27 protein-coding genes are annotated in these 26,027 nt (G+C 70.1%); 17 read left to right on the top strand and 10 right to left on the bottom strand.

Annotated elements, in window-relative coordinates; all coding sequences use genetic code 11:
• Positions 1-67: 67 nt before the first annotated feature.
• The gene (locus ACWEVP_RS04685; protein ID WP_452061268.1) at positions 68-529 is read right to left on the bottom strand and encodes a hypothetical protein; all 462 of its coding nucleotides are present in this window, start codon (positions 527-529) and stop codon (positions 68-70) included.
• A gap of 1 nt (position 530) precedes the next feature.
• Positions 531-782 (bottom strand): hypothetical protein, encoded by a 252-nt coding sequence (locus ACWEVP_RS04680; RefSeq protein ID WP_452061267.1) that lies wholly within the window; start codon positions 780-782, stop codon positions 531-533.
• Between the two features lie 245 nt (positions 783-1,027).
• Here ACWEVP_RS04680 and ACWEVP_RS04675 point away from each other — a divergent pair, with 245 nt between their 5' ends.
• From ACWEVP_RS04675 to ACWEVP_RS04665, 3 genes are read left to right on the top strand one after another with little or no spacing between them, the layout of a single operon-like run.
• Entirely contained in the window at positions 1,028-1,771 is a 744-nt protein-coding gene (locus ACWEVP_RS04675; protein ID WP_452061266.1) for a helix-turn-helix domain-containing protein, read from the top strand.
• Between the two features lie 9 nt (positions 1,772-1,780).
• Entirely contained in the window at positions 1,781-2,251 is a 471-nt protein-coding gene (locus ACWEVP_RS04670) for an NUDIX hydrolase (RefSeq protein ID WP_452061265.1), read from the top strand.
• A gap of 57 nt (positions 2,252-2,308) precedes the next feature.
• Complete coding sequence (locus tag ACWEVP_RS04665; RefSeq protein WP_452061264.1) at positions 2,309-4,408, top strand: KAP family P-loop NTPase fold protein; 2,100 nt, start codon at positions 2,309-2,311, stop codon at positions 4,406-4,408.
• A 655-nt stretch (positions 4,409-5,063) separates the two neighbouring features.
• On the opposite strand, the gene ACWEVP_RS04660 is transcribed toward ACWEVP_RS04665, so the two are convergent.
• Positions 5,064-5,507, bottom strand: a complete 444-nt coding sequence (locus ACWEVP_RS04660) for a hypothetical protein (protein ID WP_452061263.1) — start codon at positions 5,505-5,507, stop codon at positions 5,064-5,066.
• Positions 5,508-5,548: 41 nt separating this feature from the next.
• Positions 5,549-6,835, bottom strand: coding sequence for an ABC transporter substrate-binding protein (locus ACWEVP_RS04655; protein WP_452061262.1), 1,287 nt, complete (start codon positions 6,833-6,835; stop codon positions 5,549-5,551).
• A gap of 127 nt (positions 6,836-6,962) precedes the next feature.
• Between ACWEVP_RS04655 and ACWEVP_RS04650 the strand changes: the two genes are divergently transcribed.
• Together ACWEVP_RS04650 and ACWEVP_RS04645 are read left to right on the top strand one after the other, a co-directional pair.
• Entirely contained in the window at positions 6,963-7,985 is a 1,023-nt protein-coding gene (locus ACWEVP_RS04650) for a LacI family DNA-binding transcriptional regulator (RefSeq protein WP_452061261.1), read from the top strand.
• Between the two features lie 102 nt (positions 7,986-8,087).
• Positions 8,088-8,456, top strand: coding sequence for a DUF742 domain-containing protein (locus tag ACWEVP_RS04645; RefSeq protein ID WP_364467177.1), 369 nt, complete (start codon positions 8,088-8,090; stop codon positions 8,454-8,456).
• Here ACWEVP_RS04645 and ACWEVP_RS04640 read toward each other — a convergent pair.
• Both ACWEVP_RS04640 and ACWEVP_RS04635 read right to left on the bottom strand, forming a co-directional pair.
• Positions 8,443-9,273, bottom strand: coding sequence for an alpha/beta fold hydrolase (locus ACWEVP_RS04640; protein WP_452061260.1), 831 nt, complete (start codon positions 9,271-9,273; stop codon positions 8,443-8,445). The genes ACWEVP_RS04645 and ACWEVP_RS04640 overlap by 14 nt on opposite strands.
• Before the next feature lie 21 nt (positions 9,274-9,294).
• Positions 9,295-9,906 carry a TetR/AcrR family transcriptional regulator gene (locus tag ACWEVP_RS04635; RefSeq protein ID WP_452061259.1) on the bottom strand — a complete coding sequence of 204 codons (612 nt, stop codon included), beginning with the start codon at positions 9,904-9,906 and terminating at the stop codon, positions 9,295-9,297.
• Between the two features lie 32 nt (positions 9,907-9,938).
• Here ACWEVP_RS04635 and ACWEVP_RS04630 point away from each other — a divergent pair, with 32 nt between their 5' ends.
• From ACWEVP_RS04630 to ACWEVP_RS04595, 8 genes are all read left to right on the top strand, one after another.
• Positions 9,939-10,802: an SDR family NAD(P)-dependent oxidoreductase gene (locus ACWEVP_RS04630; RefSeq protein ID WP_452061258.1), complete on the top strand. Its 864-nt coding sequence runs from the start codon at positions 9,939-9,941 to the stop codon at positions 10,800-10,802.
• 105 nt (positions 10,803-10,907) lie between these two features.
• Positions 10,908-12,233, top strand: a complete 1,326-nt coding sequence (locus ACWEVP_RS04625) for a purine-cytosine permease family protein (protein ID WP_452061257.1) — start codon at positions 10,908-10,910, stop codon at positions 12,231-12,233.
• A gap of 15 nt (positions 12,234-12,248) precedes the next feature.
• The gene (locus ACWEVP_RS04620) at positions 12,249-13,790 is read left to right on the top strand and encodes a hydantoinase/oxoprolinase N-terminal domain-containing protein (RefSeq protein WP_452061256.1); all 1,542 of its coding nucleotides are present in this window, start codon (positions 12,249-12,251) and stop codon (positions 13,788-13,790) included.
• Positions 13,790-14,860, top strand: a complete 1,071-nt coding sequence (locus ACWEVP_RS04615; protein ID WP_452061255.1) for a DUF917 domain-containing protein — start codon at positions 13,790-13,792, stop codon at positions 14,858-14,860. Before ACWEVP_RS04620 ends, ACWEVP_RS04615 begins: the two co-directional genes overlap by 1 nt.
• Positions 14,857-15,951: a DUF917 domain-containing protein gene (locus tag ACWEVP_RS04610; RefSeq protein WP_452061254.1), complete on the top strand. Its 1,095-nt coding sequence runs from the start codon at positions 14,857-14,859 to the stop codon at positions 15,949-15,951. The genes ACWEVP_RS04615 and ACWEVP_RS04610 overlap by 4 nt, the downstream gene beginning before the upstream one ends.
• Positions 15,948-16,658 (top strand): SDR family oxidoreductase, encoded by a 711-nt coding sequence (locus tag ACWEVP_RS04605; RefSeq protein ID WP_452061253.1) that lies wholly within the window; start codon positions 15,948-15,950, stop codon positions 16,656-16,658. The genes ACWEVP_RS04610 and ACWEVP_RS04605 overlap by 4 nt, the downstream gene beginning before the upstream one ends.
• A 21-nt stretch (positions 16,659-16,679) precedes the next feature.
• The gene (locus ACWEVP_RS04600) at positions 16,680-17,750 is read left to right on the top strand and encodes a DUF917 domain-containing protein (RefSeq protein ID WP_452061252.1); all 1,071 of its coding nucleotides are present in this window, start codon (positions 16,680-16,682) and stop codon (positions 17,748-17,750) included.
• Complete coding sequence (locus tag ACWEVP_RS04595) at positions 17,747-19,222, top strand: helix-turn-helix domain-containing protein (protein ID WP_452061251.1); 1,476 nt, start codon at positions 17,747-17,749, stop codon at positions 19,220-19,222. The genes ACWEVP_RS04600 and ACWEVP_RS04595 overlap by 4 nt, the downstream gene beginning before the upstream one ends.
• Here the strand turns inward: ACWEVP_RS04595 and ACWEVP_RS04590 are convergent, their stop codons facing one another.
• From ACWEVP_RS04590 to ACWEVP_RS04580, 3 genes are read right to left on the bottom strand one after another with little or no spacing between them, the layout of a single operon-like run.
• Entirely contained in the window at positions 19,223-21,010 is a 1,788-nt protein-coding gene (locus tag ACWEVP_RS04590) for a hypothetical protein (protein ID WP_452061250.1), read from the bottom strand. It abuts the gene before it with no gap.
• Entirely contained in the window at positions 21,010-21,324 is a 315-nt protein-coding gene (locus ACWEVP_RS04585) for a hypothetical protein (RefSeq protein ID WP_452061249.1), read from the bottom strand. Before ACWEVP_RS04585 ends, ACWEVP_RS04590 begins: the two co-directional genes overlap by 1 nt.
• Positions 21,321-21,848, bottom strand: coding sequence for a YbaB/EbfC family nucleoid-associated protein (locus ACWEVP_RS04580; protein ID WP_452061248.1), 528 nt, complete (start codon positions 21,846-21,848; stop codon positions 21,321-21,323). The genes ACWEVP_RS04585 and ACWEVP_RS04580 overlap by 4 nt, the downstream gene beginning before the upstream one ends.
• 183 nt (positions 21,849-22,031) lie before the next feature.
• On the opposite strand from ACWEVP_RS04580, the gene ACWEVP_RS04575 reads away from it, so the two are divergent.
• A complete protein-coding gene (locus tag ACWEVP_RS04575; protein WP_452061247.1) occupies positions 22,032-23,042 on the top strand; it encodes an aldo/keto reductase in 1,011 nt (336 codons plus the stop codon).
• Here ACWEVP_RS04575 and ACWEVP_RS04570 read toward each other — a convergent pair.
• Positions 23,039-23,503, bottom strand: a complete 465-nt coding sequence (locus tag ACWEVP_RS04570) for a hypothetical protein (protein WP_452061246.1) — start codon at positions 23,501-23,503, stop codon at positions 23,039-23,041. The two genes, ACWEVP_RS04575 and ACWEVP_RS04570, sit on opposite strands and share 4 nt — an antisense overlap.
• 100 nt (positions 23,504-23,603) lie before the next feature.
• On the opposite strand from ACWEVP_RS04570, the gene ACWEVP_RS04565 reads away from it, so the two are divergent.
• From ACWEVP_RS04565 to ACWEVP_RS04555, 3 genes are all read left to right on the top strand, one after another.
• A complete protein-coding gene (locus ACWEVP_RS04565; protein WP_452061245.1) occupies positions 23,604-24,293 on the top strand; it encodes a response regulator transcription factor in 690 nt (229 codons plus the stop codon).
• Entirely contained in the window at positions 24,290-25,567 is a 1,278-nt protein-coding gene (locus ACWEVP_RS04560) for a sensor histidine kinase (RefSeq protein ID WP_452061244.1), read from the top strand. The genes ACWEVP_RS04565 and ACWEVP_RS04560 overlap by 4 nt, the downstream gene beginning before the upstream one ends.
• Before the next feature lie 73 nt (positions 25,568-25,640).
• Positions 25,641-26,027, top strand: a complete 387-nt coding sequence (locus tag ACWEVP_RS04555; RefSeq protein WP_452061243.1) for a hypothetical protein — start codon at positions 25,641-25,643, stop codon at positions 26,025-26,027.

Here is a 26,027-nt window from a genome sequence, read left to right as displayed (position 1 = left end):
TCCCACGCCCGGACCAGCTCGTTGAACGCCGCAGCGTCGCGAACCGGCCCGGACGCGTTCATGCCGCTCACGCCGCCTTGGTCGCAGCTTCGCCAGCCGTGGCGGAGCGCGCCGACTTCGAGCCTGAACCGCTCCCGGCCGCCTTGAAGCCGGTCGCCCGGAACGTGTACGACTGGTACTTGAACTCGCCCTGGCCGGCCACCTTCGGTTCCGCCGTCAGCCCCTCCAGCTCGATCGGACGCATGCCCGGCAGGGCTTCGGAGGTGGCCGGGACCGGCTGAACGTCCGCCAGCAAGGTGATCTCGAACGAGGCCCGCTTCGCCTTCGTCTCATCCGGGTCGGTCACCGTCGCCTTCCACTGGCGCTTGCCCGTCACCTCGTCCACTCGCTGCCGAGCCGGGCGGCCTGCCGTCCGGTCCTCGCGAGACTGGTACTCCGTGTCCGCCGTAACCTCGCCGACCATGACGAGCCCCTGCGGGAACGCCTGGTCGAACGCAATTTCGAACCTGTAACCCTTGGCGATAGCCATTTCACTTGCTCCCTGGATCTTGTTTTCGGTCAGTCGCTTCTGGTGCCTGGTCGTCGACTCGTGTCGTTGTCGAGTTCAGTGCGGCCCGTACCGCTTCGAGTTCCTTGCTCAGCACCGCAATGGCGTCCGAATCCACAAGCAGGACTACCGGGAACGCCTTGCCGAACCGGATCTCGGCTCGGTTCGCGTACGAGAGCGCGCGGACCCGGATGGGAAGATCTGCCGTGACGTGGATCTGGACCGTGTCACGCATGCCGGTCGCGCCTACACCGCAAGCCGACGCAGCGCCCGCGTTCCCACATCACGCGTCCGGCCATCGAGCACGGGCCCCACGCTTCGAGTCGTCATGCCTGCCTTCCTCTCTTCGCCGCCGGGCGAACCCCGGCAATCTGCCCTCCAATCTCCGGCAAAAGGCGGGACATGATCACCACGTGGCGGGACATCTCGGGACGTCCCTGGTACGGTCGAAGACGTCCCTAAAAGTCCCAAGGGGTGCTGATGCCGAACGAACGCCTGCGTGACGCGCTGCTGCGCAACGGCCTGACCTTGGAACAGGTCGCCAAGGCCGTCGGCGTCGACCAGAAGACCGTTGAACGCTGGATCACCAAGGGGCGCCTGCCGTACCCGAAGCACCGGCACAAGATCGCGGCGATGGCGCGCGAGTCAGAGACGTACCTGTGGCCGGACTCGGTCGCGCCGGAGCGCAAGGCCGAGACGGCGGCCGCCGAAGTCGTGCGTGTGTTCCCTCACCGCAACGCCATCCCGGTCGAGCTGTGGGACCGCCTGATCAGGGAGGCGTCGGAGACCGTTGAGGTCCTGGTGCACGCCGCTTTGTTCCTGGTCGAACGCCCGCGCTTCATCAAGGACCTGACGGCCAAGGCTGCGGCCGGCGCGAAGATCCGGCTGGCCTTCGGTGACCCTGAGGGCGACAGCGTCGCGCTACGTGGCGAGGAGGAGCAACTTGGCGACGGGACGCTTCCGGCACGTATCCGTAACGCGCTGGCGTTCTACCGACCGCTGATCGGCGTGGAAGGCATCGAGATGCGGTTCCACAACACGACGCTCTACAACTCGATCTTTCGGTTCGACGACGAGATGATCATCAACACACACGTGTACGGGTTTCAGGGAGCACATGCCCCGTCGCTCCACCTGCGGCGGCTCTCCGCCGGGGACCTCTTCGAGACGTACTCGGAGAGCTTCGAGTCGGTCTGGAACCTTGCCAAGCCAGCCACCTTGTGAGGAGGCAGCATGACCCGAGTCGACTACTACAACGACCCGAACGCACCCAAAGCGAACAGCATCGCGGTAGCGGTCTCTGTGTTCATACAGGACGACACAGGCCGGATTTTGATGATCAGGCGCACTGACAACGACCTCTTCTCTATTCCAGGTGGTCAGTTGGAGCTCGGGGAGACGCTAGCGCAAGCAGCGGTTCGCGAAGTTCGAGAAGAGACCGGAGTTTCGTGCGAGATCGTGAACGTGATAGGAGTCTACTCGAACCCGAATCACGTCATTATGTATAGCGATGGCGAGGTTCGCCAAGAGTTTTCTATTTGTTTCCGCGCGACTTCGTTGGGCGGTGCACTGCGTGGCAGTGATGAGAGCAGCGAAGTCCAGTGGGTTCCTGTCAGCAAGCTCGAAGACCTAGCCGTGCATGAGTCGATTAGGCTGCGAATTTCGCATGCCTTGAGCGGGAGTCGTGACACATTCTTTTCGTAAATATCATCTGAGTCCATGGCAGTGGGATAGTCGACTGGCAAAGGCAATAGATCGTAAATGGAAAATACGAATTTCTTCTCGGATGACCCGATTAAGTCCAATGGAGAGGATCGAATCGGTCGGCTAACCTTCGCGGGGCAAATTGCAGAGATTTGCGAACAGGTTGGCCAACAGAGTAAAACCTCTGTCATGGCACTGATTGGGCCGTGGGGTAGCGGAAAGTCGTCTCTTCTTGAGTTGTCCAAGAATGTTCTAGAAAGTCGGTCCGATCGCTGGAACGTGGTAAACTTTAACCCCTGGTTATTTTCTGACATAGAGAGCCTGCTTGGCAACTACTTTAGCACGCTGAAGTCTGCGCTCCCGGAAGACAAAGGTGAAAAAGCGCGCGAGAAGTTGGCTAATTATGCTGAGGCTCTTTCTCCGTTGGGCAAGCTAGCCTCGTTGGCCGGTTTTGATGCTAGTGGGATTGCCAAGAAAGTGGGGGAGGTGATCCGAGGGGACACGTCAATAGATAAACGTCGACAGGGGCTTGAGGAAGCTCTTGAAGTCTACGATAAGAAGATCTTGGTCGTTATTGACGATATTGATCGACTCCAGCCTCAAGAACTTCTGCTTATTTTCAAGCTCATACGGCTCATCGGTCGCCTGCCAAATATCTACTACATTCTTGCCTACGATGAGCGTACTGTGCTAGGAGCGCTGCAACGCTCTGATCTTGTCTATGAAAACGCAGAACGGGCTCACGACTACCTAGAGAAGATTGTTCAGATCCGACTGGACCTGCCTCCGTTGCATCCCGAGTATCAGGAGGCGCTGATCGATGAGGGTCTAGAGAACTTCTTCTCGCGATTCGATGTGTCGTTTTCTGATTCTGACCAGCAACGCTTTGGGTGGGTCTACCACTCATACCTCAAAGATGACTTGCGTGAGCCGCGGGCCATCAATCGGTTTATCGCGCAATTATATGCTATGTATGCCCTCGTGCACGGAGAAGTCGACGTGGTCGACTTTCTTATACTAACATTTCTGCGCACTTTTTACCCGGGTCTTTATGGGAGCATTCTAGCGAACCGTGAAGAACTTGTAGGCCAGTCTCTACGGCTTGCCGCAAGGAGGGCGACGCCTGAAGAAAAGAAGGAGCGATGGTTAGGTATAGCTGCGGAATCCCGCGTTCCGCAGCGAGCGCAGGAAAGAATCTTGAACCTGTTAGTTAATCTTTTCTCTGACTGGTTCAGTGGCCACTCATCTGGTGGACGAACTGTGCGGTCGGTTCAAAATGGAGACTATTTCGACAGGTATTTCCACTTCGGAGTTCCGCAGTCTGATATCCCTGACTCTATTGTTTTGCGAGCTCTGGCGCAGATGCCAGACGGTGACGGCGACGAATTGCGATCAGTTGTCGGAGCAATGCAGAGAAATCCATCTCGTGTACTGCGGAAAATTAGCGCGATCAGTGATCAGGGGGCTCTGGATAACACGTCAGGGGTGTTCGCCTTTTTGGCTGGGCAATATAGTATTCTTCCGCCTCGATCAGGATTCCTCGACTCGCCGGACGTTTCCCTTCAGATCGTTGCTATGGACCTGCTTGTCGCGCTCGATAAGCGAGAAGCGACGAGAATTTTGATGCAGGCTATTGATAATGGCGACCTAACGTTCGTGGCTGACATTACCATGCGTGCAATCCGGAAGTCGAATGAAACCGGTAGGAATTTTGAGTGGGTGACGGAAATTAAGTCCGTCGTGGTTGAAAGGCTTGAGCAGCGTTCCTTGGAACTTGGCCGGCAATCCATAGGGCGCATATACAGTGATTTCCCAATTATCTACCGGCTCAACTGGCTGCTGGAGGATAAACGCAAAATAAAAGAGATCTTGTGGGATAACATTCGCTCCGGCGAGTGGGATCTGATAGAGGTTCTTGGGAGGCTCGTTAGTGAAGGCGTATCAAGTGGTGGGACGAGGACGATCTTTGGTCTCGAAGAATCCGCAATTGAAGACTTGCTTGGAATAAATGCAGTTGTCGCAGAGTTGGGCGACGTGCTTGATCGGGAGGGTCCTTCGCTTTCGGATGCCGAGGACGTCCCTCCCACTAAAGAAAGCAAGGAGATCTATGCATTGTCTTTCATGCGAGTAATGAAGCGCAAACATTCGACGGAGTAGTCGGCTGTTCGTTGGTCGTCCAGTCATCTTGCGAAGTAGCGAGCGATGATTGCCGAATTCAGCTCTATGGGATCAAGGCGCGCCGCCGCAGGCGGCGCGCACGTCACCACCCGTGCGGCGGGCTCGCCCGCATGCGACACGGACGGCCTGCCGCTCCGCTCCGGCCGCCGGTCGCCGGGCGGCCCGCCGGAGGGCCGGCTGCGTACGCGCGCCGCCGCGAGCTGGTTGATCCACTCGTCCCCATACGCCCAGAGACGTCGGCGAGTCGATCAGTGTTACGCCGACCGGAGCACGATCAGGTGACCGCTCCCTCGTCAGCGATCGTTTAACACCGGCTGACCGCCCTCAAGGGCGCCTACGGCGTCGCTGCGCGATGGACGCAAGCGCCCACCCTTGACACCGGCCCTCCGGCGCTAACAGCAGCAGGGACGAGGAAGACGGGGCAGGGCTGCCACCAGGCCAGAGGGGCACGGCAGCAGCGAGGAGCCAGGCCGTCTACAGGCCGTCAGACGTCCAGACAGGCCCGGACGCGACCGGACCCAACAGACGCAAAAGAGCAGGTCAGAGGCGGTGCGCCCAAGAACGCCTCCAGGCCCACCGGCCGCCTGGATAGTTCATGAACAAGAAGCCCATTCGCCTTTGAGCGGAGCCGGCTTCACTCCCGTTCTTCGCGGTCCCTGACCGAGCGGGCCATCTCGCGGTCGATCTCCGCCTGCTCGCGTTTGTTGCGGTCGGAGGCGGCCGCCAAGCGGTCTCTCGCGCGGGTCACCTCGGCGCCGGCCCGGTCGAGGGCCTCGTGGTCGAATCTGGTGAGGTTCGACTCGAAGTCGGCCGCGGAGCCCGGGCTGGTCTCGAAGCGGGCTTCGTAGTGCCTGATGCGGGCTTCACGCTCGTCCGCCTGGGCTTCGCGGCGGTCGGCCATTCCTTCGCGCTCGTCGGCCCGGCGCTCGCGGCGGTCGGCCCGGCGGTCGCGGTCGTCGGCCCGGCGGTCGCGCTCGTCGGCGATACGGGCGCGTTCGTCGGCCCGCCGGTCTCGTTCGTCAGCCCTGCGGGCTCGCTCGATGCCGCCGTCCAGCTCCGCTGACTCCGACTCGCTCATCACTTCACGATACTGCCGGTGGCGGAGCCCGGCCGAGCGGCTCAGGGGATGATGCCGCGCGAATTCAGTGCGTCCGTCAGGCGCTCGCGCAGCTCCTGGGCCGTGGCCTGGACGTCGATCTCCGCCGGTGGGGAAAGCACCTTCGAAATCACCGTCGACAGGTTCTGGTACGCCGGGGTGAGCGGGCGGACCGCCGCGTCCGTCAGGGCCGCCTGGATGTCGCCCTTCATCGGGTACTGGTCGGCCATCGTCGGGTTCTCCTTCGGGTCCGCCGGTTTCGCGGCGTCCAAAGGCGCGTTGTCGCGGTAGATCGACGCGATGCTCGGCGGGATGCCGTCCACTAACGCCTGATACTTCTGCGAAGTCGCGTTGCGCAGGCACAGCGCCGCTTCGAACGCTTCCGGCTTGTGCTGCGAATACGTCGACACCGCCAGGTTGAACCCGCCGATCGTGACCCGGCTCGGCTGGCCCGCGACCACCGACGGGTACCGCGTCCACTTGAAGTGCGCCAGCTCCTGCGGCTTCTCCTTCGCGTAGGAGGCATACACGAACGGCCAGTTCAGCTCGGTCGCCGCCTGGCCGCGCTGGAACGCCTGGCGGATGTCGTCCTCCTTCTGGTTCGTCAGCGACGGGTCCGTGATCCCCGCCGTGGTGAGCTTCTTCAACAGCTCCAAAGCGCGAACCGCGCCGTCGTCCATCACCACGGACTTGCCGTCGTCGGACAGGATGTGCCCGCCCGCGGACGCCACCAGCGTGTTGTAGAAGACCACCAATCCTTCGTACTGCGCGCCGGTGAACACGACCTGGTACGGCTTCCCGGCCGCCTTCAGCTGCTGTGCCTGCGTCATGAGCTCGTCGAACGACTTCGGCGGCGACGGCGTGATCCGGTCGTCGTACCAGAGCAGCTGGACGTTCGTGTTCTTCGTCGCGCCGTAGAGCTTTCCGTTCCACTTCGCGGTGGCCAGCGGCCCGGGCAGCACGTCGCTCGTGGCCGCCGCCGCGTTCGCGCCCGTCCACTCCTCGGCCCAGCCCGCTTCGGCGAACTCCGGCACCCACGTGACGTCGAGGCCGAGCACGTCCAGCGAGGTGTCGCCCGCGGCGAGCCGGCGGACCATCTGCTCGCGCTGGCCGTCCGCGCCTCGCGGCAGCTTGTTGTAGACGATCTTGTACCGGCCGCCGGCCTCCTGCGTGCACCGGTCGACCACCGTCTGCAGGTGGTCCTCCGGCGAGATGTACAGGTTGATCGTCAGGCCGCTCGCCGACGAGCACGCGGCGAGCGCGGTCGCGGCCAGCAGGGTCGCACCGGTGAGCGGGAGGAGCTGGCGCATGTCGGCCTCCTTGCCGGACAGGCAACGCCATTGCAAGCGCTTGCATCGATGATTAGCCTTGATCAAGGCAACTGTCAATGGCGGAGACGCGGATGGTTGCAAGCGCTTGCAACAGATGGGGCAGAGCATGCCGGACAAGCTCGACGACGTGGCCCGGCTCGCGGGCGTCTCGTCCGCCACCGTGTCGCGGGCCCTGCGCGGGGTGCCCGGGGTCGCCGAGCGCACGCGGACCCGGGTGCTCGCGGCCGCGGCCGAGCTCGGGTACGCCGTCTCGCCCGCCGCGTCGAGCCTGGCCACCGGGCGGACCGGCACGGTCGGGGTGATCGTGCCCTTCGTCGACCGCTGGTACTTCTCGCGCCTCATCTCCGGGGTCGAGCGGGTGCTGCGCGAGGCCGGGCTGAGCCTGCTGCTCTACAACCTCGGCGACGACCCCGGCCGCGCCCGCTTCTTCGCCGACTTCCCGCTGCGCCGCCGGGTCGACGCGGTGCTCGTCCTTTCCCTGCCGCTGAAGGAATCCGAACGCGAACTGCTGCGGGGGCTCGGCACGCCGCTCGTCACGATCGGCACCGAGGAGCCCGGCGCCGACTCCGTCGGGATCGACGACCACGGGGCGGCGGTCACCGCGATGCGCCACCTCGTCCAGCTGGGCCACCGCGAGATCGCGTTCATCGGCGAGAACGCCCCGGTCCCGCTCGGGTTCACGACGCCGTTGCGGCGGCTGGCGGCCTACCGCGAGGTCTACCACGGCGTCTGCCGGGAGGACGGCCGTGTGCCGGAACCGGCGTTCGAGACCGGCGGCGGGTTCACCGTCGCGGGCGGGGAGCGGGCGATGGGCGCGCTGCTGGGCCTGCGCCGCCGTCCGACGGCGGTGTTCGCCGCCTCGGACGAAATGGCGTTCGGGGCGCTGCGGACGCTGCGCCGGGCCGGGCTGCGGGTGCCGGAGGACGTCTCGGTGCTCGGGTTCGACGACCACGACCTCGCCGACCTGCTCGAGCTGAGCACGGTCGCGCAGCCCGTCGCCGGGCTGGGCGAGCGGGCCGGGCGGCTGATCCTGGCGCGATTGTCCGGCGGAAAAATCGCGACATCGCCGTCGATTCTCGGGACACGACTAGTCCTTCGCGGCAGTACCGCGCCACCGGCAGGGCGTTGACCTGCGGTTTTTCCGGCGTTGCTCTGTTCGGTCGATTGCGGCCTACTCGATCTTTAGGTCAAATAATCGCCGACAAGGATTAATCGCCGTGAGGAGCTGGCTGTGCACTGGGGGTCCGTGCTCGAAGAAGGCGGGGCCGGGATGGTCCGCCCGTACTTCCGCACCCATGGCCGAACGCGTCCGACCCGGGATCTCCCGATCGAGACGCTCGTGTCGATCACCCAGCGGGGGCGGGCGGTCGTGCGGGGGAGCACGACGGAGGAGACGGAGATCTGTGCGCTGCTGCGGACCTCCCAGTCGGTCGCCGAGGTCGCGGCGCGGCGGCGGATCCCGCTGGGCGTGGCGCGGGTCCTGCTGTCGGACCTGGCCGACCGCGGGCTGGTCGCGGTGCACACCGCCCGGCGCGGCTCCGGGAACCGGCCGAGCCTCGAACTGATGGAACGCATCCTGCACGGCCTCAGCCGGCTGTGAACTCCCGGATCAGCCGGGCGAGCTCTTCCGGCCGGTCCAGCGGCAGCAGCGTGTAGCTGTCGTCGACGGAGACGAGCTCTGCCTTGGGCAGCAGGGCGGCCAGCCGCGCCCCGTGCTCCGGCGGCATCACGCGGTCTTCGCTCGCCCAGGCCACCAGGGCCGGCCGGTCGAACTCCGGGAGCCGGTCGGCCGCGTCGAGCAGAACCCCCGGGGTCGCTGCGAAAGCTCGCAGCATCCTTACTGTGTCCCGCCGGACGCCGGCTTCGTGAAGCAACGGCCGGAGCCAGCCCGCGGACACCGCGTCCCCGCGCTTGGTCAGCCACCCGAACGCGATCGGGAGCCGGCGCACCGCGCGCAGTCGCATTTGCTGCATGAACAGCCCGAACAAACCCGGTGACAGCTTCCCGGTCAGGAAGAGCGTCCTGCCGGTGAGCCCGGGCGGGAAGTTGCCGAACGCGTCGCACGAGGCCAGCACGACCCGGCTCACCCGCGGCTCGCCGGCCGCCATCACCAGCTGGACCAGCGCGCCGCCGGTGTCGACGCCGACCAGCGTCACCTCGCGCAGGTCGAGGCGCTCGAGGAACTCGGTGAGCAGCGCGGCGATCCCGGGCAGCGAAAGGTCGGCCTCGGGGCGCACCGGGTGGCGATGCGCGCCCAGCGGCAGCGTCGGGACGACACATCGGCACCCCGGCAGCGACGCGACCACGCTGTCCCACAGGGAGCCGTCCATCAGCAGGCCGTGTGCGAAAACGAGCACCGGGCCCGGCCCGCCCGTGTCGGTGTACTCGACGGTGCCCGCCCCCAGCTCGATCTCCATACCCAAAGTGAACCACGCGGTTCACAAAGTGTCGAGGGCTTCCTCCCGCTCGACCGCGCGCAGCAGCGCCTCGAACCCGGCGGCCGCGCCGGCGCCGTCCGGGCTGGTCAGCAGGTCGACGAGGAAGCCGCGCAGGGTCGCGAGGATCATCGACGCGACCTCGAACTTCCGCCGCTCCGGCCAGGCGGGCGGGCAGAACGACACCAGCGTCGGCAGGTACTGCTGCGACGCGCCCTGCCCCAGCGCCGCGTACCGGCCCGGGTCGTACATCGCCAGGCCCATCGCCTGGTCCAGCACGCGCCGCAGCTTCGTCTCCTCGTCGCGCAGGCTCACCCACGCGGCCCGGACGCGGTCGGTCAACGTGGCGGGGGACTCGGCGATCACCGTCAGCGCGTTGCCGATCCGCCGTTCCCGCAATGCGAAAACCACCTGCCGCAGCAGGTCTTCGACGCCGTCGAAGTGGTAGAGCAGCACCTTGTGCGTCGTCCCGGCCGACCGCGCCGCCCGCCGCAGCGAGAAGTCGACGAGACCGTTCTCGGCCACCTCGTCGGTGATCTTCGCCAGCAGCTCCCGGCGCCGGGCCTCGCCGCGGGCCGAGCCGGTCGATCGCCGGTAGCCGGTAGCGTTGTCCATGGCGGACAGCTTGGCACGGGGAGGGGACGCCGATGCGGGTGCTGGTGACCGGCGGCAACGCCGGGATCGGCTACTTCGTCGCCGAACAGCTGGCCTCGGCGGGTGCGGAGGTGGTGATCGGCGGCCGTGACCCGGCGAAGGCGGAAACCGCCAAGACCGCCATCCGTGCGGGAGTCCCCGGGGCGAAGGTCGCCCACGTCCGCCTCGACCTCGCCGATCTCGCCCAGGTCGCCGGCGTCGACCCCGGCCCGCTCGACGCCGTCGTCTGCAACGCCGGCGTCATGCTCGACCACCCGCCGCGCAGGGAGACCGAAGCCGGTCACGAGCTGATGTTCGGCACCAACCACCTCGGGCACTTCGCGCTGGTCGCCCGGCTGATGCCGGTGCTGGCGCAGGACGCGCGGATCGTCACCACCGGCAGTTTCGCGGCGAAGTCGGCGAAGCTGGACTTCGCCGACCTCCAGAGCGAACGCGATTACGTCCCGAAGCGCGCGTACGAGCGTTCGAAGCTGGCCCAGATGCTGTTCGCACTCGAACTCGACCGGCGGCTGCGCGAAACCGGCTCGAAGCGGCTGAGCGTCGTCGCCCACCCCGGTGGCGCGCTCGACTCGCTGACGCCGTCGCGCCCGCCCGTGCACGTCCGCACCACCGGCCAGTGGCTGCGCGGCCTGCCGGCCCGGGCCCTCCTGCAGGGCAAGGACGGCGGCGCGCGGCCGGCTGTCCGCGCGGTCCTCGGCCCGGACGTCACCGGGGGCCAGCTGTGGGGCCCGGGTGTGTTCGGGCTGCGCGGCCGGCCGAAGCTCGAAGAGCGCTGGGCGAACCTGACCGACGACGCGGCTGCCGGCCGCCTGTGGGCGGAAAGTGTCACGCTGACCGGAGTGGACCCGCTGGGCTGAATGCACAGCGCCGACGCCCCAGCTGTGCGCATCGCACGGTGACGTCACCGGGACCACTGCTTACGGTGCGGGGAACCGTTCCCCTTCCCGGATTAGGAGGTCGGCGTGGCCTCAACAGTCGGTGTCGATGACTATGCCCTCACCAGAGTGCCGGACCACGCCCGGTACTCGTGGTGGTCGGTCGCCGTCCAGCGGTTCGGCCAGGTGTCCGCCCTGTCCCAGTTCCTGCTCGGAGCCACCGTCGGCTTCGGGATGAGCTTCTGGAACGCGGTACTGGCGTTCACGCTCGGCTCGGTCATCCTGGAGCTCATCACCATCCTCGTCGGCGTCATCGGCGTCCGCGAGGGCCTCTCGACGTCCATGATCGCCCGCTGGACCGGCTTCGGCCGCGGCGGCTCGGCGCTCATCGGGCTCGCCATCGGGATCAGCCTCATCGGCTGGTTCGGCATCCAGTCGGCCGTCTCCGCGCAGGGTCTCGTCTCGCTCATCGGCGGCCTGCCGGAGTGGGGCTGGGCGCTCGTGTTCGGCCTGCTCGTCACCGCGATCGTGGTGCGGGGCTTCCACTCCATGGCCTGGACGGCGTACCTGACCGTGCCGGCGTTCCTGGTCCTCGTCGGCTGGTCGGTCATCTCCGAGCTGACCCGGCACGACCTGGGCGCGCTCGTCTCGTCGGCGCCGCCCGGGCCGTCCCTGAGCCTGCTGCAGGGCACCACGCTCGTGGCCGGCGGCTTCATCGTCGGCGCGGTGATCACCCCGGACATGACCCGCTTCAACCGGTCCACTTCGGACGTCGTCAAGCAGACGCTCGTCGGGATCACCTTGGGCGAGTACGTCATCGGCCTCTCCGGCGTCCTGCTCGCCCACGCCGTCGGCAGCGCCGGCATCACCACCATCGTGACGTCGTCGGTCGGCTGGGTGGGCCTGCTCATCGTCATCGCCGGCACGATCAAGATCAACGACTGGAACCTGTACTCGTCGGGCCTGGGCGTCGTGAACTTCATCGGCACGGTGTCCGGGCGCAAAGCCCACCGCGGCCTGGTCACGGCGGTGCTCGGCGTCGCGGGCAGCCTGCTCGCCGCGGCCGGGATCCTGGCCAGGTTCACCGACTTCCTCACCGTGCTGGGCGTCGCGTTCCCGCCGATCGCCGGGATCATGGTCGCCGAGTACTTCGTCGTGAAGAAATGGCGCGGGGATCTGGAAGCCGCCCGGGCGCGGGGAACCGTGCCCGAGGACGCGCCCGTGTGGGTGCCCGCCACGATCGTCGTCTGGATCGCCGCGGCGCTCTTCGGCGAGTTCGTCGAGTGGGGCCTGCCGAGCATCAACTCGCTCGTCGTGGCCTTCGTCCTGTACGTCGTCGCCGGGAAGCTCGGCCTGGTGCGGGGGATCGGCAGCAGCCGGACCGCCGACGCCGAACCCGCTCCCGCAGTCTGAAAAGGAGAATCCTTCGTGCGCATCGGCATCGACGTCGGCGGCACCAACACCGACGCTGTCCTGCTCGACGGCCGCCAGGTGCTCGCCTCGGTCAAGACCAGCACGACCGCGGACGTCACCTCGGGCATCGTCGCCGCGATCGACGGCCTGCAGCGGCAACGCGCGTTCGACCCGGCGGCGGTGCGGGCGGTGATGATCGGCACCACGCACTTCATCAACGCCCTCGTCGAGGCCCACCGGCTCGCGCCGACCGCGGCCGTGCGGCTGAGCCTGCCGGCCGGGGCGTCGCTGCCGCCGATGGTCGACTGGCCGCAGCGGCTCGTCGACGCGGTGTCGGGGCGCAGCTACCTGGTCCACGGTGGCCACGAGTTCGACGGCCGCCACATCGCGGAGCTCGACGAGAGCGAGCTGCGCAAGGCCGCCGACGACATGGGGGCGGCCGGGGTGCGCAGCGTCGCGATCACCTCGGTCTTCTCCCCGGTCAACGCCGAGTTCGAGACCCGCGCGGCGGAGATCATCGCCGCGCAGCTGCCGGACGTCGCGATCTCGCTGTCCCACGAGATCGGCCGGATCGGCCTGCTGGAACGGGAAAACGCGACCGTGATCAACGCGGCGCTGCGCGAGCTGGCCGCGCACATCGTCGACGGGCTGTCGGCGTCGGTCACCGGCGCGGGCATCACCGCGCCGCTGTACCTGAGCCAGAACGACGGCACCCTGATGGACGTCGACTTCGCCCGCCGCTACCCGGTCGCGACGTTCGCTTCCGGACCGACGAACTCGATGCGCGGCGCCGCCGTGCTGTCCGGGTTGGACACCTGCGCGGTGGTCGACGTCGGTGGCACGACTTCCGACGTCGGCGTGCTGCGGCAGGGGTTCCCGCGTGAGGCGACCACGGACGTGAGCGTCGCCGGGATCCGGACCAACTTCCGGATGCCGGACGTCCTTTCCATCGGGATCGGTGGTGGCAGCCGGGTGCGCGGGAACGTCACCGTGGGCCCGGACTCGGTCGGCTACGAGCTGACGTCGAAGGCCCTGGTCTTCGGGGGCGACACGCTCACCGCGACCGACATCGCCGTCGCCGCCGGGCGCGCGGAGATCGGCGACCCGTCGCTGGTGTCGCACTTGGACAAGGGACTGGTGCGCGCGGCGCTGGACCGGATCGCCGCGGACGTGTCCGATGTGGTCGAACGGATGCGGACCTCGGCCGAGCCGTTGCCGGTGGTGGCGGTCGGCGGTGGTTCGGTGCTGCTGCCGGACGAGCTGGCCGGCTGCGGCGAGGTGCACCGGCCCGAGAACTACGCCGTGGCCAACGCGATCGGCGCGGCCATCGCGCAGATCGGCGGCGAAGTGGACCGCGTCTACGTGATCGAGCCCGGCCGGCGGGAAGCCGTGGTCGACGAGGCGAAGCAGGAGGCCGTCGACCGCGCGGTCGCGGCCGGTGCGTCGCCGGCGTCGGTCGGCATCGTCGACTTCGACGAGGTGCCCATCCCGTACCTGCCCGGCAACGCCACGCGCATCCGCGTCAAGGCCGTCGGCGACCTGCAGCTGGGGGCGTGATGCGCGAGATCACCGAGCACGACCTCGACGACATCGCCCGCGGTGCCGCCATCCTCGGCACCGGGGGCGGGGGTGACCCGTACATCGGCCGGTTGCTGGCCGCTTCGGCGGTGCGCTCCCACGGATCCGTGCCGCTGGTGCCCCTGGCGGACGTGCCGGACGACGCCGTCGTGCTGCCGGTCGCCATGATGGGCGCGCCGACGGTGATGGTCGAGAAGCTCCCGTCGGCCGAGCAGGTCGGGCTCGCCGCCCGCACGCTCGCCGGCTACCTCGGCAAGGAGCTGACGCACATCGCGTGCGCCGAGGCGGGCGGGGTCAACTCCCTCATCCCGGTCGTCGCGGCCGCGCAGCTGGGCCTGCCCCTGGTCGACGCCGACGGCATGGGCCGGGCCTTTCCCGAGCTGCAAATGGTTTTGCCGACTTTGTACGGCATCCGCGCCACCCCGATGTCCATCGCGGACGAGAAGGGCAACCGTGGGGTACTGGACACTGTGGACAACCGGTGGGCCGAGCGGCTGGCGCGGTCGGCGACCATCGACATGGGTTGTTCGGCGATGATCAGCAACTACGCCATGTCCGGCGGCCAGGCGCGGGAGTCGCTGGTGCCCGGCACGCTGAGCCTGTGCGCCGAGCTGGGTGCGCTCGTGCGGTCGGCGCGCGCCGCGCACGAGGACCCCGTCACGAAGGTCGTCGACCGGCTGGGCGGGCGGCGGCTGTTCAGCGGCAAGGTCGTCGACGTCGCCCGCCGGACGGTCACCGGCTTCGCCCGCGGCGAGGCCCGGTTGTCCGGAATGGACGATGACACGGGCGCCGAGCTGGTGCTGCGGTTCCAGAACGAGCACCTGGTGGCCGAGCGCGACGGCGTCGTCGAGGCGTCCGTGCCCGACCTGATCTGCACGCTGGAACGCGAGTCCGGGGAAGCCGTCACCACCGAAGGCCTGCGGTACGGCCAGCGCGTCACGGTGCTCGCCGCGCCCGCCGACCCGCGCTGGCACACGCCCGAGGGCATCGCGCTGGCCGGGCCGCGGTACTTCGGCTACGACATCGACCCGATCGGAGTCGCCGGGTGAGCTGGACCCTGACCGAAGCCGACCTGCCCGACCTCGCCCGCGGCGCCGCCGTGCTCGGCACCGGCGGGGGCGGCGACCCGTACGTCGGGCGGCTGCTCGTGCGCGAGGCGATCCGCGAGCACGGGCCGATCACGATCCTCGACCCGTCCGAAGTGGACGACGACGCCCTGGTCGTCCCGACCGCGCAGATGGGCGCGCCGACCGTGGTGCACGAGAAACTGCCCAACGGCGCCGAGCCCGTGCTGGCGCTGCGGACGCTGGAGAAGCACCTCGGAAAGCGCGCGGACGCGACGATGCCGATCGAGTGCGGCGGCATCAACTCCATGATCCCGCTGATCGTCGGGGCCCGGCTCGGGCTGCCCGTCGTCGACGCCGACGGCATGGGCCGGGCGTTCCCCGAACTGCAGATGGAGACCTTCGGCGTCTACGGCGTCAGCGGGTCGCCGATGGCCATCGGCGGTGAGCGCGGCGAGACGACGGTGATCGACACCGGCGCGGACAACAAGCGGATGGAGTGGCTGGCCCGCGGCGTCACCATCCGGCTCGGCGGGGTGGCGCACATCGCCGAGTACGCGATGAGCGGCGCCGACGTGAAGCGGACGGCGGTACCGCAAACGCTTTCGCTGGCGCTGACCGTGGGCCGGACGATCCGGGAAGCGCGCGAGCGCAACGAGGACCCGGTTTCGCGGTTGGCCGCCGCGCTGACCGACACGCCGTACCAGCACCTACGGGTGCTGTTCCGCGGCAAGGTGTCCGATGTGGAGCGGCGGACCGAGGCGGGCTTCGCGCGGGGCCGCGCGGCGGCGGTGTCGTTCGACGGCTCGAGCAAGCTGGAGATCCTCTTCCAGAACGAGAACCTGCTGGCCACCGTGGACGGTGTGGTGCGGTGCCTCGTGCCCGACCTGATCTGCGTGCTGGAATCCGCGACGGCCGAGCCGATCACCACCGAGACGCTGCGGTACGGCCAGCGGGTCACCGTCGTCGGCATCTCGACGCCGCCGCTGATGCGGACGCCGGCGGCCCTGGACACGTTCGGCCCGGGCGCGTTCGGGCTGCCGCACGGCTTCGCGCCCGTCGAGGAGATCGGATGAGCCTGGCCGGGAAGCACGTCGTGGTCATCGGCGGTGGATCGGGCATCGGGCTGGAAGTGGCCCGGCGCGCCGCCGCGGCGGGAGCGTCGGTGCACCTCGGTGGGCGCACGGCGGAGAAGCTGGCGGCGGCGGCCGGCTCGATCGGAGCCACCTGGCACGTCGTCGACAGCACCGACCAGGACTCCCTGGCCGCGTTCTTCGGCGCGCTCGACCGCGTCGACTGCCTGTTCACGCCCGGCGCGTCCTACACCGTCGGGCCGCTGCGCGAGCTGAGCGACTCCGACGCCGCCAGCCCGTTCGTGACGAAGTTCTGGGGCCAGTACCACGCGGTCAAGCACGCGGTGCCCCGGTTGGCCCCGGACGCCTCGATCGTGCTGATGTCGGGTGCGGCGAGCGTCCGGCCGCCGGGCGCCGCGCCCGCGTACGTCGCTTGCAACGCGGCCGTCGAGGGGCTCGGGCGCGGGCTGGCGGTCGAACTGGCGCCGGTCCGGGTGAACGTCGTCGCGCCCGGGACGATCGACGGCAACCTCTGGGCGGGGCGGCCCGCGGACGTGCGGGAGGCGAGCTTCGCGCAGTACCGCGCCGACACGCTGCTGCACCGAGTCGGCAAGGAGTCCGAAGTGGCCGATGCGGTGCTGTACCTGTTCGGCAGCACGTACACCACCGGGTCGACGCTCTACCCCGACGGTGGCTACGCCCTGCGCTGAGCTCGTCTACTGTGGTCAGTCATGCGCATCACCGCCGGTGACGTGGCCGCCCTCGAACGCGGGGTGGCCCTGCTCGGGTCCGGCGGTGGCGGGGACACCGTCACCGCCGCCGTGCTGCTGCGCCGGTTGCTCTCCGGTGGCCGCGAGCTCGTCGTTTCGCCGGTCGCCGAACTGGCGCCGTCGGCCAAGGTCGTGCCGATCGGTGTCGTCGGCGCGACGGCGGCGTTCACCGAGAAGCTGCCGGGCGGGGACGAGTTCGCGTCCGCGGTGGCGGCGATCGAGCGGTGGACCGGGGAGCGCGCCGACGCGCTGATGTCCATCGAGATCGGCGGCCTCAACGGGCTGCTGCCGCTGGTCGTGGCCGACCAGCTCGGGCTGGGCTACGTCGACGCGGACCTGTCCGGGCGCGGGCTGCCGCGGCTCGACCAGTTCTCGGTGGCCGCGACCGGCCGCGGGGTGGCGCCGGCGGCGCTGGCCGAGCCCGGCGGGCAGGTGGTCGTGCTGGCGGCCGGGTCCGACGTCGTGATCGAGCGCGGCACGCGGGCGTTCCTGGCCAGCTCGGGCGGGTGGGCGGCGTTCGCGCTGGCCCCCATCCCGGCCGGCGAGCTGGCGTCGTGCTCGGTGACGGGGACGACGAGCGGCGCGCTGGAGCTGGGCCGCCGGGTGCTCGCGGCCGGGGAGAGCCCGGCGCGCCCGGTTCTCGAAGAGGCGCTGGCGGGCTCGGTGCTGGCGCGCGGCCGGGTCTTGGAGGTGGCGCGGCACCCCGGTCCGGGCCGGCACGGCAGCCCGGGGTTCGGCCGCGGCAGCGTCACACTGGCCGACCACCGCGACGGCGGGCTGGTGCGGCTGGAGATGGAGAACGAGTACCTGCTGGCCCTGCGCGACGGCGCACCGGTGGCCTCGACGCCCGACGTGCTGTCGGTGCTGGACCACCGGACGGGGATCCCGGTGTCGTGCGACGCGATCCGCGCGGGGGTGGAGGTGGACGTGGTCCGCCTGGCGGCGGCGGAGTTCTGGACCGACCCGCGCCGGCTGCCGGTGCTGCAGCCGAGGGCGTACGGCATCGACTGCGACCCGGTGGTGGTCCCGTGAGCCTGCGCCGAGTGCTTTCCCTGCCCGGTTGGTCGGACCACGTCCGCGTGCTCGCCGGCGCCGCCGGGCTGGACCGTCCACTCGCGACCGTTCAGGCCACTTTGGACGCTTCGCACCTGCCCGCGTCCGGCGAGCTCACCGTCGTCGCGCGGCCGATCGCCGGCACCGACTGGCAGATCGATGCCCTGCTCCGCCGCTGTGCCGACGCCGGGGCCACCGCCGTCCTGTTGTCCGGGACCGAGCCGCTCGGCGCGTCCCGGCTGCTCGCCGACCGTCTCGCCGTTCCGCTGCTCGTCACCTCGGCTTCGCCGCTGGACCTGCTCGTCGAGGCGCGGCTGCTGCTCGCCGCGCCCGAACTCGACCGGGCCGGTCTCCTGCTCGCCACCCACCGCGCGCTCGGGGACCGGCTGCGGCCGCCCGAAGAGGTCGTCGCCGTCCTGCGGCGGCTGCTGCGGTCGCCCGTCGCCGTGCTCGACGACCGTGGGGTGCCGCTCGCCGGGGAAGTCGCCGGGCGCGTCCGGCTGGACGAAGCCGTGCCGCAGCGGACCGGCCTCGACGACGGCGTCCTGCTCGCCCACCCCGTCCTCCTGCAGCGGCCCGCGCTGTGGCTGGCCGCCGAGCTGCGGGGCACCGAGGCGGCGCGGGCCGACGTCGTCCCGCCCGCCCTCGCCGTCGCCGCCGGGGCGTTGCAGCGGTGGCTCCTGGCCAACCGCCTCGAACTGGAACGTGACGCGCGCTCGCGCACCGCGTTGCTCGGCGACCTGCTGCGCCTGGACACCGAGCCGGGCGCGGACCTGCGCCGCCGCGTCGCCGACGCCGGGTGGCGGCTCGGCGGCTGGCACGTCGGGCTGCACCTCGGCGTCCCGGCGGCCGTCGACACGGTCGCGCGCACCCAGGAGGTCATGCGCGCGCTGGACGTCGAGGCGGTCGTCGAGCACGGCGACGGCTGGACCGGCTGGGTCACGTTCGACCACGAACCGACGGCGGAGCGGGTGCGCGCACTGGCGACCCGGCTGCAGGCGGCGCACCGGACGTTGCGCCTGGGCGCGCACATGGGTGTCGGGCGGCCGCACCCGCGTCCGGAAGGACTGGCCGCGACGGTCGCGGAAGCCCTCGACGCCGCCCGGCTGGCCGCCACCCGCCCCGAGACGGGGCACTTCCTGCACGTCGACCAGCTCGGCATGGCCCAGCTGCTGCTGGAATGGACCCGCACGGACACGTTCGAGCCCGCGGCGCGGGCACTGGTCGCGCCGCTGCGCTCGGCGCCGGGCGACCTCGTCCGGACCCTCGCGGCCTACCTGGACGCGGAGTCGTCGATCGCCGAGACCGCCACGGTGCTGGGCGTGCACCGCAACACCGTGGCGGCCCGGGTCGCGCGGATCGAGCAGCTGCTCGGCGTGGACCTGTCCCGCCCGGACGAGCGGCTGGCCCTGCACCTCGCGTCCCGGGCGGTGATCATCTCGGGCGGGTGACTAGTCGTCGTCCCCGCCGCCGGTGACGTTCCCGATGCTGGCGGGCACGCCCTTGATCATGTCGACGACGGTCTTGCCCGCCAGGCCCGACTTCCCGAACCACGGGTCGGTCATGATCTTGATGGCCGACTCGAACCGCTCGGCGCCTTCCTTGCCGAAGACCTTGCCGAGCTCGTGCACGGAGAAGTTGCTGATCTTGTCGAACTTCTGCATGATCTCGGGCGTCACACCGTCTATTTTGGACAGCTTGTCCTTGATGACGTTGGTCATCTGATCGGTGAACGGCTTGTGCGGCTTGGGATCCGGCGTCGGCGCCGGCGCCGGGTCCGGAGTGGACGAAGAGGACGACGGTGCCGGGTCCGGCTTGGGATCCGGGGTGGCCGAGGAGGGCTTGGGATCCGGTGTGGCCGAGGACGAGGACGGCGCCGGATCGGGCTTCGGGTCCGGCTTGGGGTCCGGCTTCGGCTCGGGGGTCGCCGAGGACGACGATGGCGCCGGGTCGGGCTTGGGGTCCGGCTTCGGCTCGGGCGTTGCCGAGGACGACGATGGCGCCGGGTCGGGCTTGGGCTCGGGGGTCGCCGAAGAAGACGACGGCGCCGGATCCGGCTTGGGCTCGGGCTTCGGCTCGGGGGTGGCTGAGGAGGGTTTGGGTTCCGGGTCGGGGGTCGCCGAGGACGAAGACGGTGCCGGGTCGGGCTTCGGTTCCGGGGTGGCCGAGGAGGGCTTCGGATCCGGTGTGGCGGAGGACGAGGACGGTGCCGGATCGGGCTTCGGGTCCGGCTTGGGCTCGGGCTTCGGTTCCGGGGTAGCCGAGGAGGGCTTCGGATCCGGTGTGGCCGAGGACGAGGACGGTGCCGGATCGGGCTTCGGGTCCGGCTTCGGTTCCGGCGTAGCCGACGAGGGCTTCGGCTCCGGAGTAGCCGAGGACGGCTTCGGCGCGGGCGTCGTGTCCGGCTTCGGGGTTGCCGGCGGTGGCTTGGGGGTCGGTGTCGGGGTCAGGCTGCTCGTCGGGGGCTTCACCGCCGCGATCTCGTCGCCCGCCTTGCCCATCTTCGCCAGCGCCTTCACCAGGTCGCCCAGCTTCTTGGCCAGCTGCATCAGCTTCGTGCCGATCTTGCCCAGCGCCGTGGCGACCGTGCCGATCGTCGTCGTGATGAACAGCGCGATCGACGCCCCGAACGTCACCGGGGCGAGCGCCGCCGCGATCAGGGCGCCCTTGATGATCGTCGCCAGCAGCATCGCGATCAGGTCGCGCAGGATGCCGCGGAACGCGCCGACGATGCCGCCCGCGATCATCATGTTCTTGCCGGCCTGGTCGAGGTAGCCGCCCAGGGACGTCAGCTGCTCGGTGACCGCTTCCATGTCCTTCTTGAACTGGTCCGCGGCCTTGCCGGACCAGTCGTTCATGAGCGTCTTGAGGGCCTCCTGGTGCTGCTGGGACCACCCCTCGAGCTTCTTCTTCTCGGCCTTGAGCGCCTCGCTCGCCGCCTGGATGCCGATGGGGTCGCCCATCAGGATGTCCAGCGGCCACCGCAGGATCGTGATGTGCTCGATGAGCCAGCCGATCCCGGCCGTGAGCAGGCTGCCGATCGGGTCCAGCACGAGACCGATGGTCTCCAGCGCCATGCCCGCCGCGCCGATGCCGATCGCGACCTTGTCGTTCTCCTTGACGGCCTTGTCCAGGCCGACCGCCGCCTCGAAGAACCCGGCACCGGCCGCCGCGTTGTCCTTGTTGAACAGTTCGGAGCCGTGGAGGCTGACGTCCTTGCTCTGGTAGTCGTCGCCCACTACTCGAACCTCACGATCGACTCGATGGCGTCTTCCTCGCCCGACTGGTAGCGCTTCGCCGCCTCGGCGACCTTGTCCGAGAACTCGCCGATGGTCTTGGCGTAGTCGCCGAACTGGTGGCGCGCCTTGTCGGTCCACGTGCTCGCGCCCGCCGCCATCAGCTGGCACGCCGGGTTGATGCCGAACATGCCCGGGTCGCAGACCATGCCGCCGACGAGGTCGGCCGTGCTCTGCAGGTTGCTCTGGAGCTCGTCGAGGTGCTTCCCGAAGGTGGCCAATGGCTCCGAATTGACCTTGAACCCGCCGCCGCTCACCAGGGGTTCGATTCGTCGTCGAAGCGGTCGTCGGCCGGGGGACGGCGACGCGGGGCGGGTCCGCCGGCCGGCGGTGCGGGCGGCCGCGCCGGGGGAGCGGCGGGCGGCGGCGGTGGGGTCCGCTCGGGCTCGGGCGCGCTCTCCGGCGCCGCGAAGTCGCCGTCCGGCGGCGGGTCCGGCGGCAGGAACGACCGGACCATGTCGGTCGACTCGCCGTCGCCGTTGATGGTGGCGAAGGAGTCCGCGACGGTGCGGGCGGTCTGGCGCTGTGCTTCCCGCACGGTGCCCATGATCGCCGCGGTCAGCCGCGCCGGGCCCAGTTCGCACGCCCGGTGCCCGAGCTCGAGGTTCGTGAGCGCCCCGTTCGGCGCGAGGGTGACGGTGACCGAGCCGTCGCGGGAGCGGACGGTGGCACCGGCGGCGGAAAGCGCTTCACTCAGCGCCGCCGCCTTCGACTGCATGTCCCGGACCTGCCGCTCGAGCAGCAGCTGGAAGTCCTCGCCTGGCCCCAGGTTCGGTTGCACGAATTCGACTCCTCGCCACGCCGGGGTGCGGGGCACCGGGCCCCTGATCGCGCCAGATTAGCGCACACCGGACATTCATCTGGTGATAGTCGGGGGTATGCCTGGATGACTCCCCGATGTTGCCCGCGAATGCCCTCGATCGGGTTTGACCCGGACCACGCTCCGGGTTGCACGATCGGGTGCATGACACGACTGGACGACTACCGGGCGCTCGGCCGCTCCGGGCTGCGGGTGTCCCCGCTGGCGCTGGGCGCGATGACCTTCGGCACCGGCCCCTTCTGCGCGGACGACGACATGGCGCGGAAGGTCTTCCGCGCCTACGCCGAGGGCGGCGGCAACTTCGTCGACACGGCGGACAACTACAGCGACGGCCGCAGTGAGGAGCTGGTCGGGGAGTTCCTCCGCGATGTCGACCGCGACGACGTCGTGCTCGCCACCAAGTACTCCGGCCCGGAGTTCTCCGGCGGGGGCCCGTACTCCGACCCGCGCCGCCGCAGCAACGGCCGCAAGAACATGGTCGCCTCGCTGGAGGCGTCGCTGCGGCGGCTGCGCGTCGACCACGTCGACCTGTACTGGCTGCACATCTGGGACGGCTTCACCCCGGCCGAGGAGGTCATGGCGGCGTTCGGCGACCTCGTGCGCGCGGGCAAGGTCCGCGCGGTGGGGCTCAGCGACGTCCCGGCCTGGTACGCGACGAAGGCCGCGATGCTCGGCGGCCCGCCGGTCACCGCGTTGCAGCTGGAGTATTCGCTGCTCGAGCGGGCGATCGAAGCGGAGTTCGTGCCGCTGGCCCGGGAGTTCGGCACCGCGATCCAGCCGTGGGGCGCGATCGGCGGCGGGTTCCTGTCCGGCAAGTATTCCCGCGACGGCGCGGGCACCGGCCGGCTCACCGGCGGCGCGGCGTTCCGGGCCCTGCCCGAGGTGCGCTGGGCCATCCTCGACGTCGTGCGCGAGGTCGCCGCCGAGACAGGCGCGACACCCGCTCAGGTGGCCCTGCACTGGGTGACGCGCCGGCCCGGGATGCCCGCGCCGCTGATCGGCGCGCGGTCACCCGAGCAGCTCGCCGAGACGCTCGGCGCGCTCGACCTCGAGCTGACCGAGGTCCAGCTCGACCGGCTGACCGCGGTCAGCGCGCCGGACCTGCCGTTCCCGCACAGTGTCCTGGCGCGCCTCAACGCGGGACTGCCGGGCTAGCCGCGGCCCCGGTGGCCGCCGCCGTCGTCGGCGACGGTTTCGGCGTGCGGCTCGCCGTCGCGGCACGTGACGGTCACCCGGTTCTCGGCCTGGTCGCTCTCGAACTTCACCGACGCTGTCGTGGCCGGGCCGCGGGAGACGTCGTCGATGTGGAAACCGGGAGCCGGGCTCCAGGAGTTCAGCGTGACCAGGGCCCCCGCGCACGTGGCGACGACGGTGCCGCCGGGAAGGGTCAGGCCGCGCGGTGCCGGGTCGCTCGACGGCGAAGGTGCCGGCGGCACCGAGGTGGCACTCGAGGGCACGGTGGCCAGGGCGCGGGCGACGTCGCCGGCGGACAACGGCTGGTTCTGCGGGCCGAGGATCCCGGCGCCGACGAGGTCCAGGGCCACCGTGCCGGCGCCCGCGGTGACGGCGGCGGCCAGCAGCCACCCCGCCGTCATCAGCACCCCGCGCCCGCTCATGCGTCCACTGTGCCACCCGGGCGGGTTAAGGCATGGCTAAGGAAGGCATAGCGTTCGCCGGCCGGCCGGCGCCGCGGCTTTCCGTGGGTAGCCTCCGGGCATGGCGACCGTGCTGCTCGTCGAGGACGACCCGACCATCCGCACAGCCGTGCTGCGCGCGCTGACCGAGCGCGGGCACGCGGTGACGTCCGCGCCGACCGCGATGGCCGGGCTGCAGGCGGCCGTCACCGACCGGCCCGACGTCGTGCTGCTCGACCTGGGGCTGCCCGACCTGGACGGCCGCGAGGTGCTGCGGATGGTGCGGGCGGTCAGCGCGGTGCCGATCATCGTGGTCACCGCCCGCGGCGCGGAGGAGGAGATCGTCCGGCTGCTCGACGCGGGCGCCGACGACTACGTGGTCAAGCCGTTCGGCGGGGCCCAGCTCGACGCGCGGATCCGCGCGGTGCTGCGGCGCGCCGAGCCGGAGGAGACGCACGAGCCGGTGGTCGTCGGCGGCCTGTCGGTCGACGCGCGGACGCGGCAGGCGTCCCTCGACGGCGCGCCGCTGGACCTCACGCCGCGCGAGTTCGACCTCCTGCACTACCTCGCGAGCCGGGCCGGGACCGTGGTGAGCAAGCGCGACCTGCTCGCCGACGTCTGGAAGCTGCCCTACGCCGGGGCGGACAAGACCGTGGACGTGCACCTGTCGTGGCTGCGGCGCAAGCTCGGCGAGACCGCCCAGGAGCCGCGGTACCTGCACACCGTCCGGCGCGTCGGCGTCCGGCTGGCCGAACCGGGGGCCGAGGCGTGAGGAAACGGCTCGCAGTGCTGGTCGCGGCCGCGATGAGCCTGGTGCTCGTGGCGTTCCTCGTGCCGCTGGCGATCCTGCTGCGGTCGGTCGCCGCCGACCGCGCGGTGACCGCCGCGACGGCGAAGGCGCAGTCCCTGACGTCCCTGGTGGCGACGTCCGACGCGGCGGCGCTGCGGCCGGCGGTCGACCAGCTGAACACGACGGCCGGGCACCCGGTGACCGTGTTCCTCCCCGACGGCACCGTGCTCGGCGCGCCGGGCACGCGCACGCCGGGTGTCACGCTGGCCGCGGCGCAGGGCGCCAGCCTCACCGTCGAGGACGCCGCCGGCCGCGAAATCCTCGTCGCGGTCCAGGGCCTGCCGCGCGGGACCGCCGTCGTGCGCGCGTTCGTCGACCGCGCCGAGCTGACCCGTGGCCTGGGCTCGGCGTGGCTGCTGCTGGCCGGGCTCGGGGTGGTGCTGCTGGCGCTCGGGGTCTTCGTCGCCGACCGCCTGGCCCGCTCGATCGTGCGGCCGGTCCACGAGCTCGCGGCCGTCTCGCGCCGGCTCGCCGAGGGCGACCTCGACGCGCGGGCCGTGCCCGGCGGGCCGGAAGAGGTGCGGTCGGTGGCGGCGGCGCTCAACCTCCTGGCCGCGCGGATCCGGGACCTGGTGCGCCAGGAACGCGAGGCGGTGGCGGACATCTCGCACCGGCTGCGGACACCGCTGACCGTGCTGCGGCTGGACGCCGAGTCGTTGCGCGACGCGGGCGAAGCCGAGCGGATCACCGGCCACGCGGAGAGCCTGGAGCGCCAGGTCACGGCGTTGATCGACCAGGCGCGGGCGCGGGACTCGGCGCCCGGCTCGTGCGACGCGGCTTCGGTCGTGGCCGAGCGCGCGGAGTTCTGGTCGGTGCTGGCCCAGGACCAGGACCGCGCGGTGACGGTCGAGGTCGCGCCGGGCCCGCTGCCGGTCGCGGCCGGGCCGGCCGAGCTGGCCGCGTGCCTGGACGCGTTGCTGGGCAACGTCTTCGCGCACACGCCGGAGGGGACGAGCTACGCGATCCGGTTGACGGGCACGCCCGAGGGGGCCCGCCTGGAGGTGTCGGACGAGGGGCCGGGGTTCGCCTTCGACGACGTCGAGCGCGGCGCGAGCGGAGCGGGGTCGACGGGCCTCGGCCTCGACATCGCGCGCCAGACCGCCCGCGCGTCCGGCGGGACGTTCACGGTCACGCGGGGCGGGCCGCGGGGGGCGCGGGTCGTGCTGGAGCTCGGGAAGCCCTTAGGGATGCCTTAAGCCGTGGGCAGCGCGCCGCTATCGCCGGGTGCGTGAAGCTTCTTTCGTTGGCAGGGAACGAAAAGGAGCAGACATGCGCAAGATTCTGGTGATCGCGGCGGCCGGTGCGGCGCTCGCGGTGGGCGGGACCACGGCGGCCCTCGCGCAGTCCGGTGCCGACGACACCCCACGGGTGCCGGCGACGGGCGCGCCCTCGGCGGTCACGGAAACCCCGGGCAGCGGCGAAGCCACGGAAACGAGCCGCCCGGCGCCGGGCACGTACTCGAGCACGCCCGCGCCGAGCACGCACCCGAGCCGCCCGGCGCCGGGCACGTACCCGACGCGCACCCACGACCTGGACGACGACCACGGCGGCCGCGGTGCCGAACCCGGTGACGACCACGGCGGCCGTGGCGGCGAAGCGGGCGACGACCACGGCGGGCACCACGAGGGTGGCGACGACCACGGCGGCCGCCGCTGA

This window comes from Amycolatopsis sp. NPDC003865 (assembly GCF_053605345.1).
The sequence above is the reverse complement of the archived record's forward strand: the minus strand, read 5'-3'. Positions and strand labels throughout refer to the sequence as shown.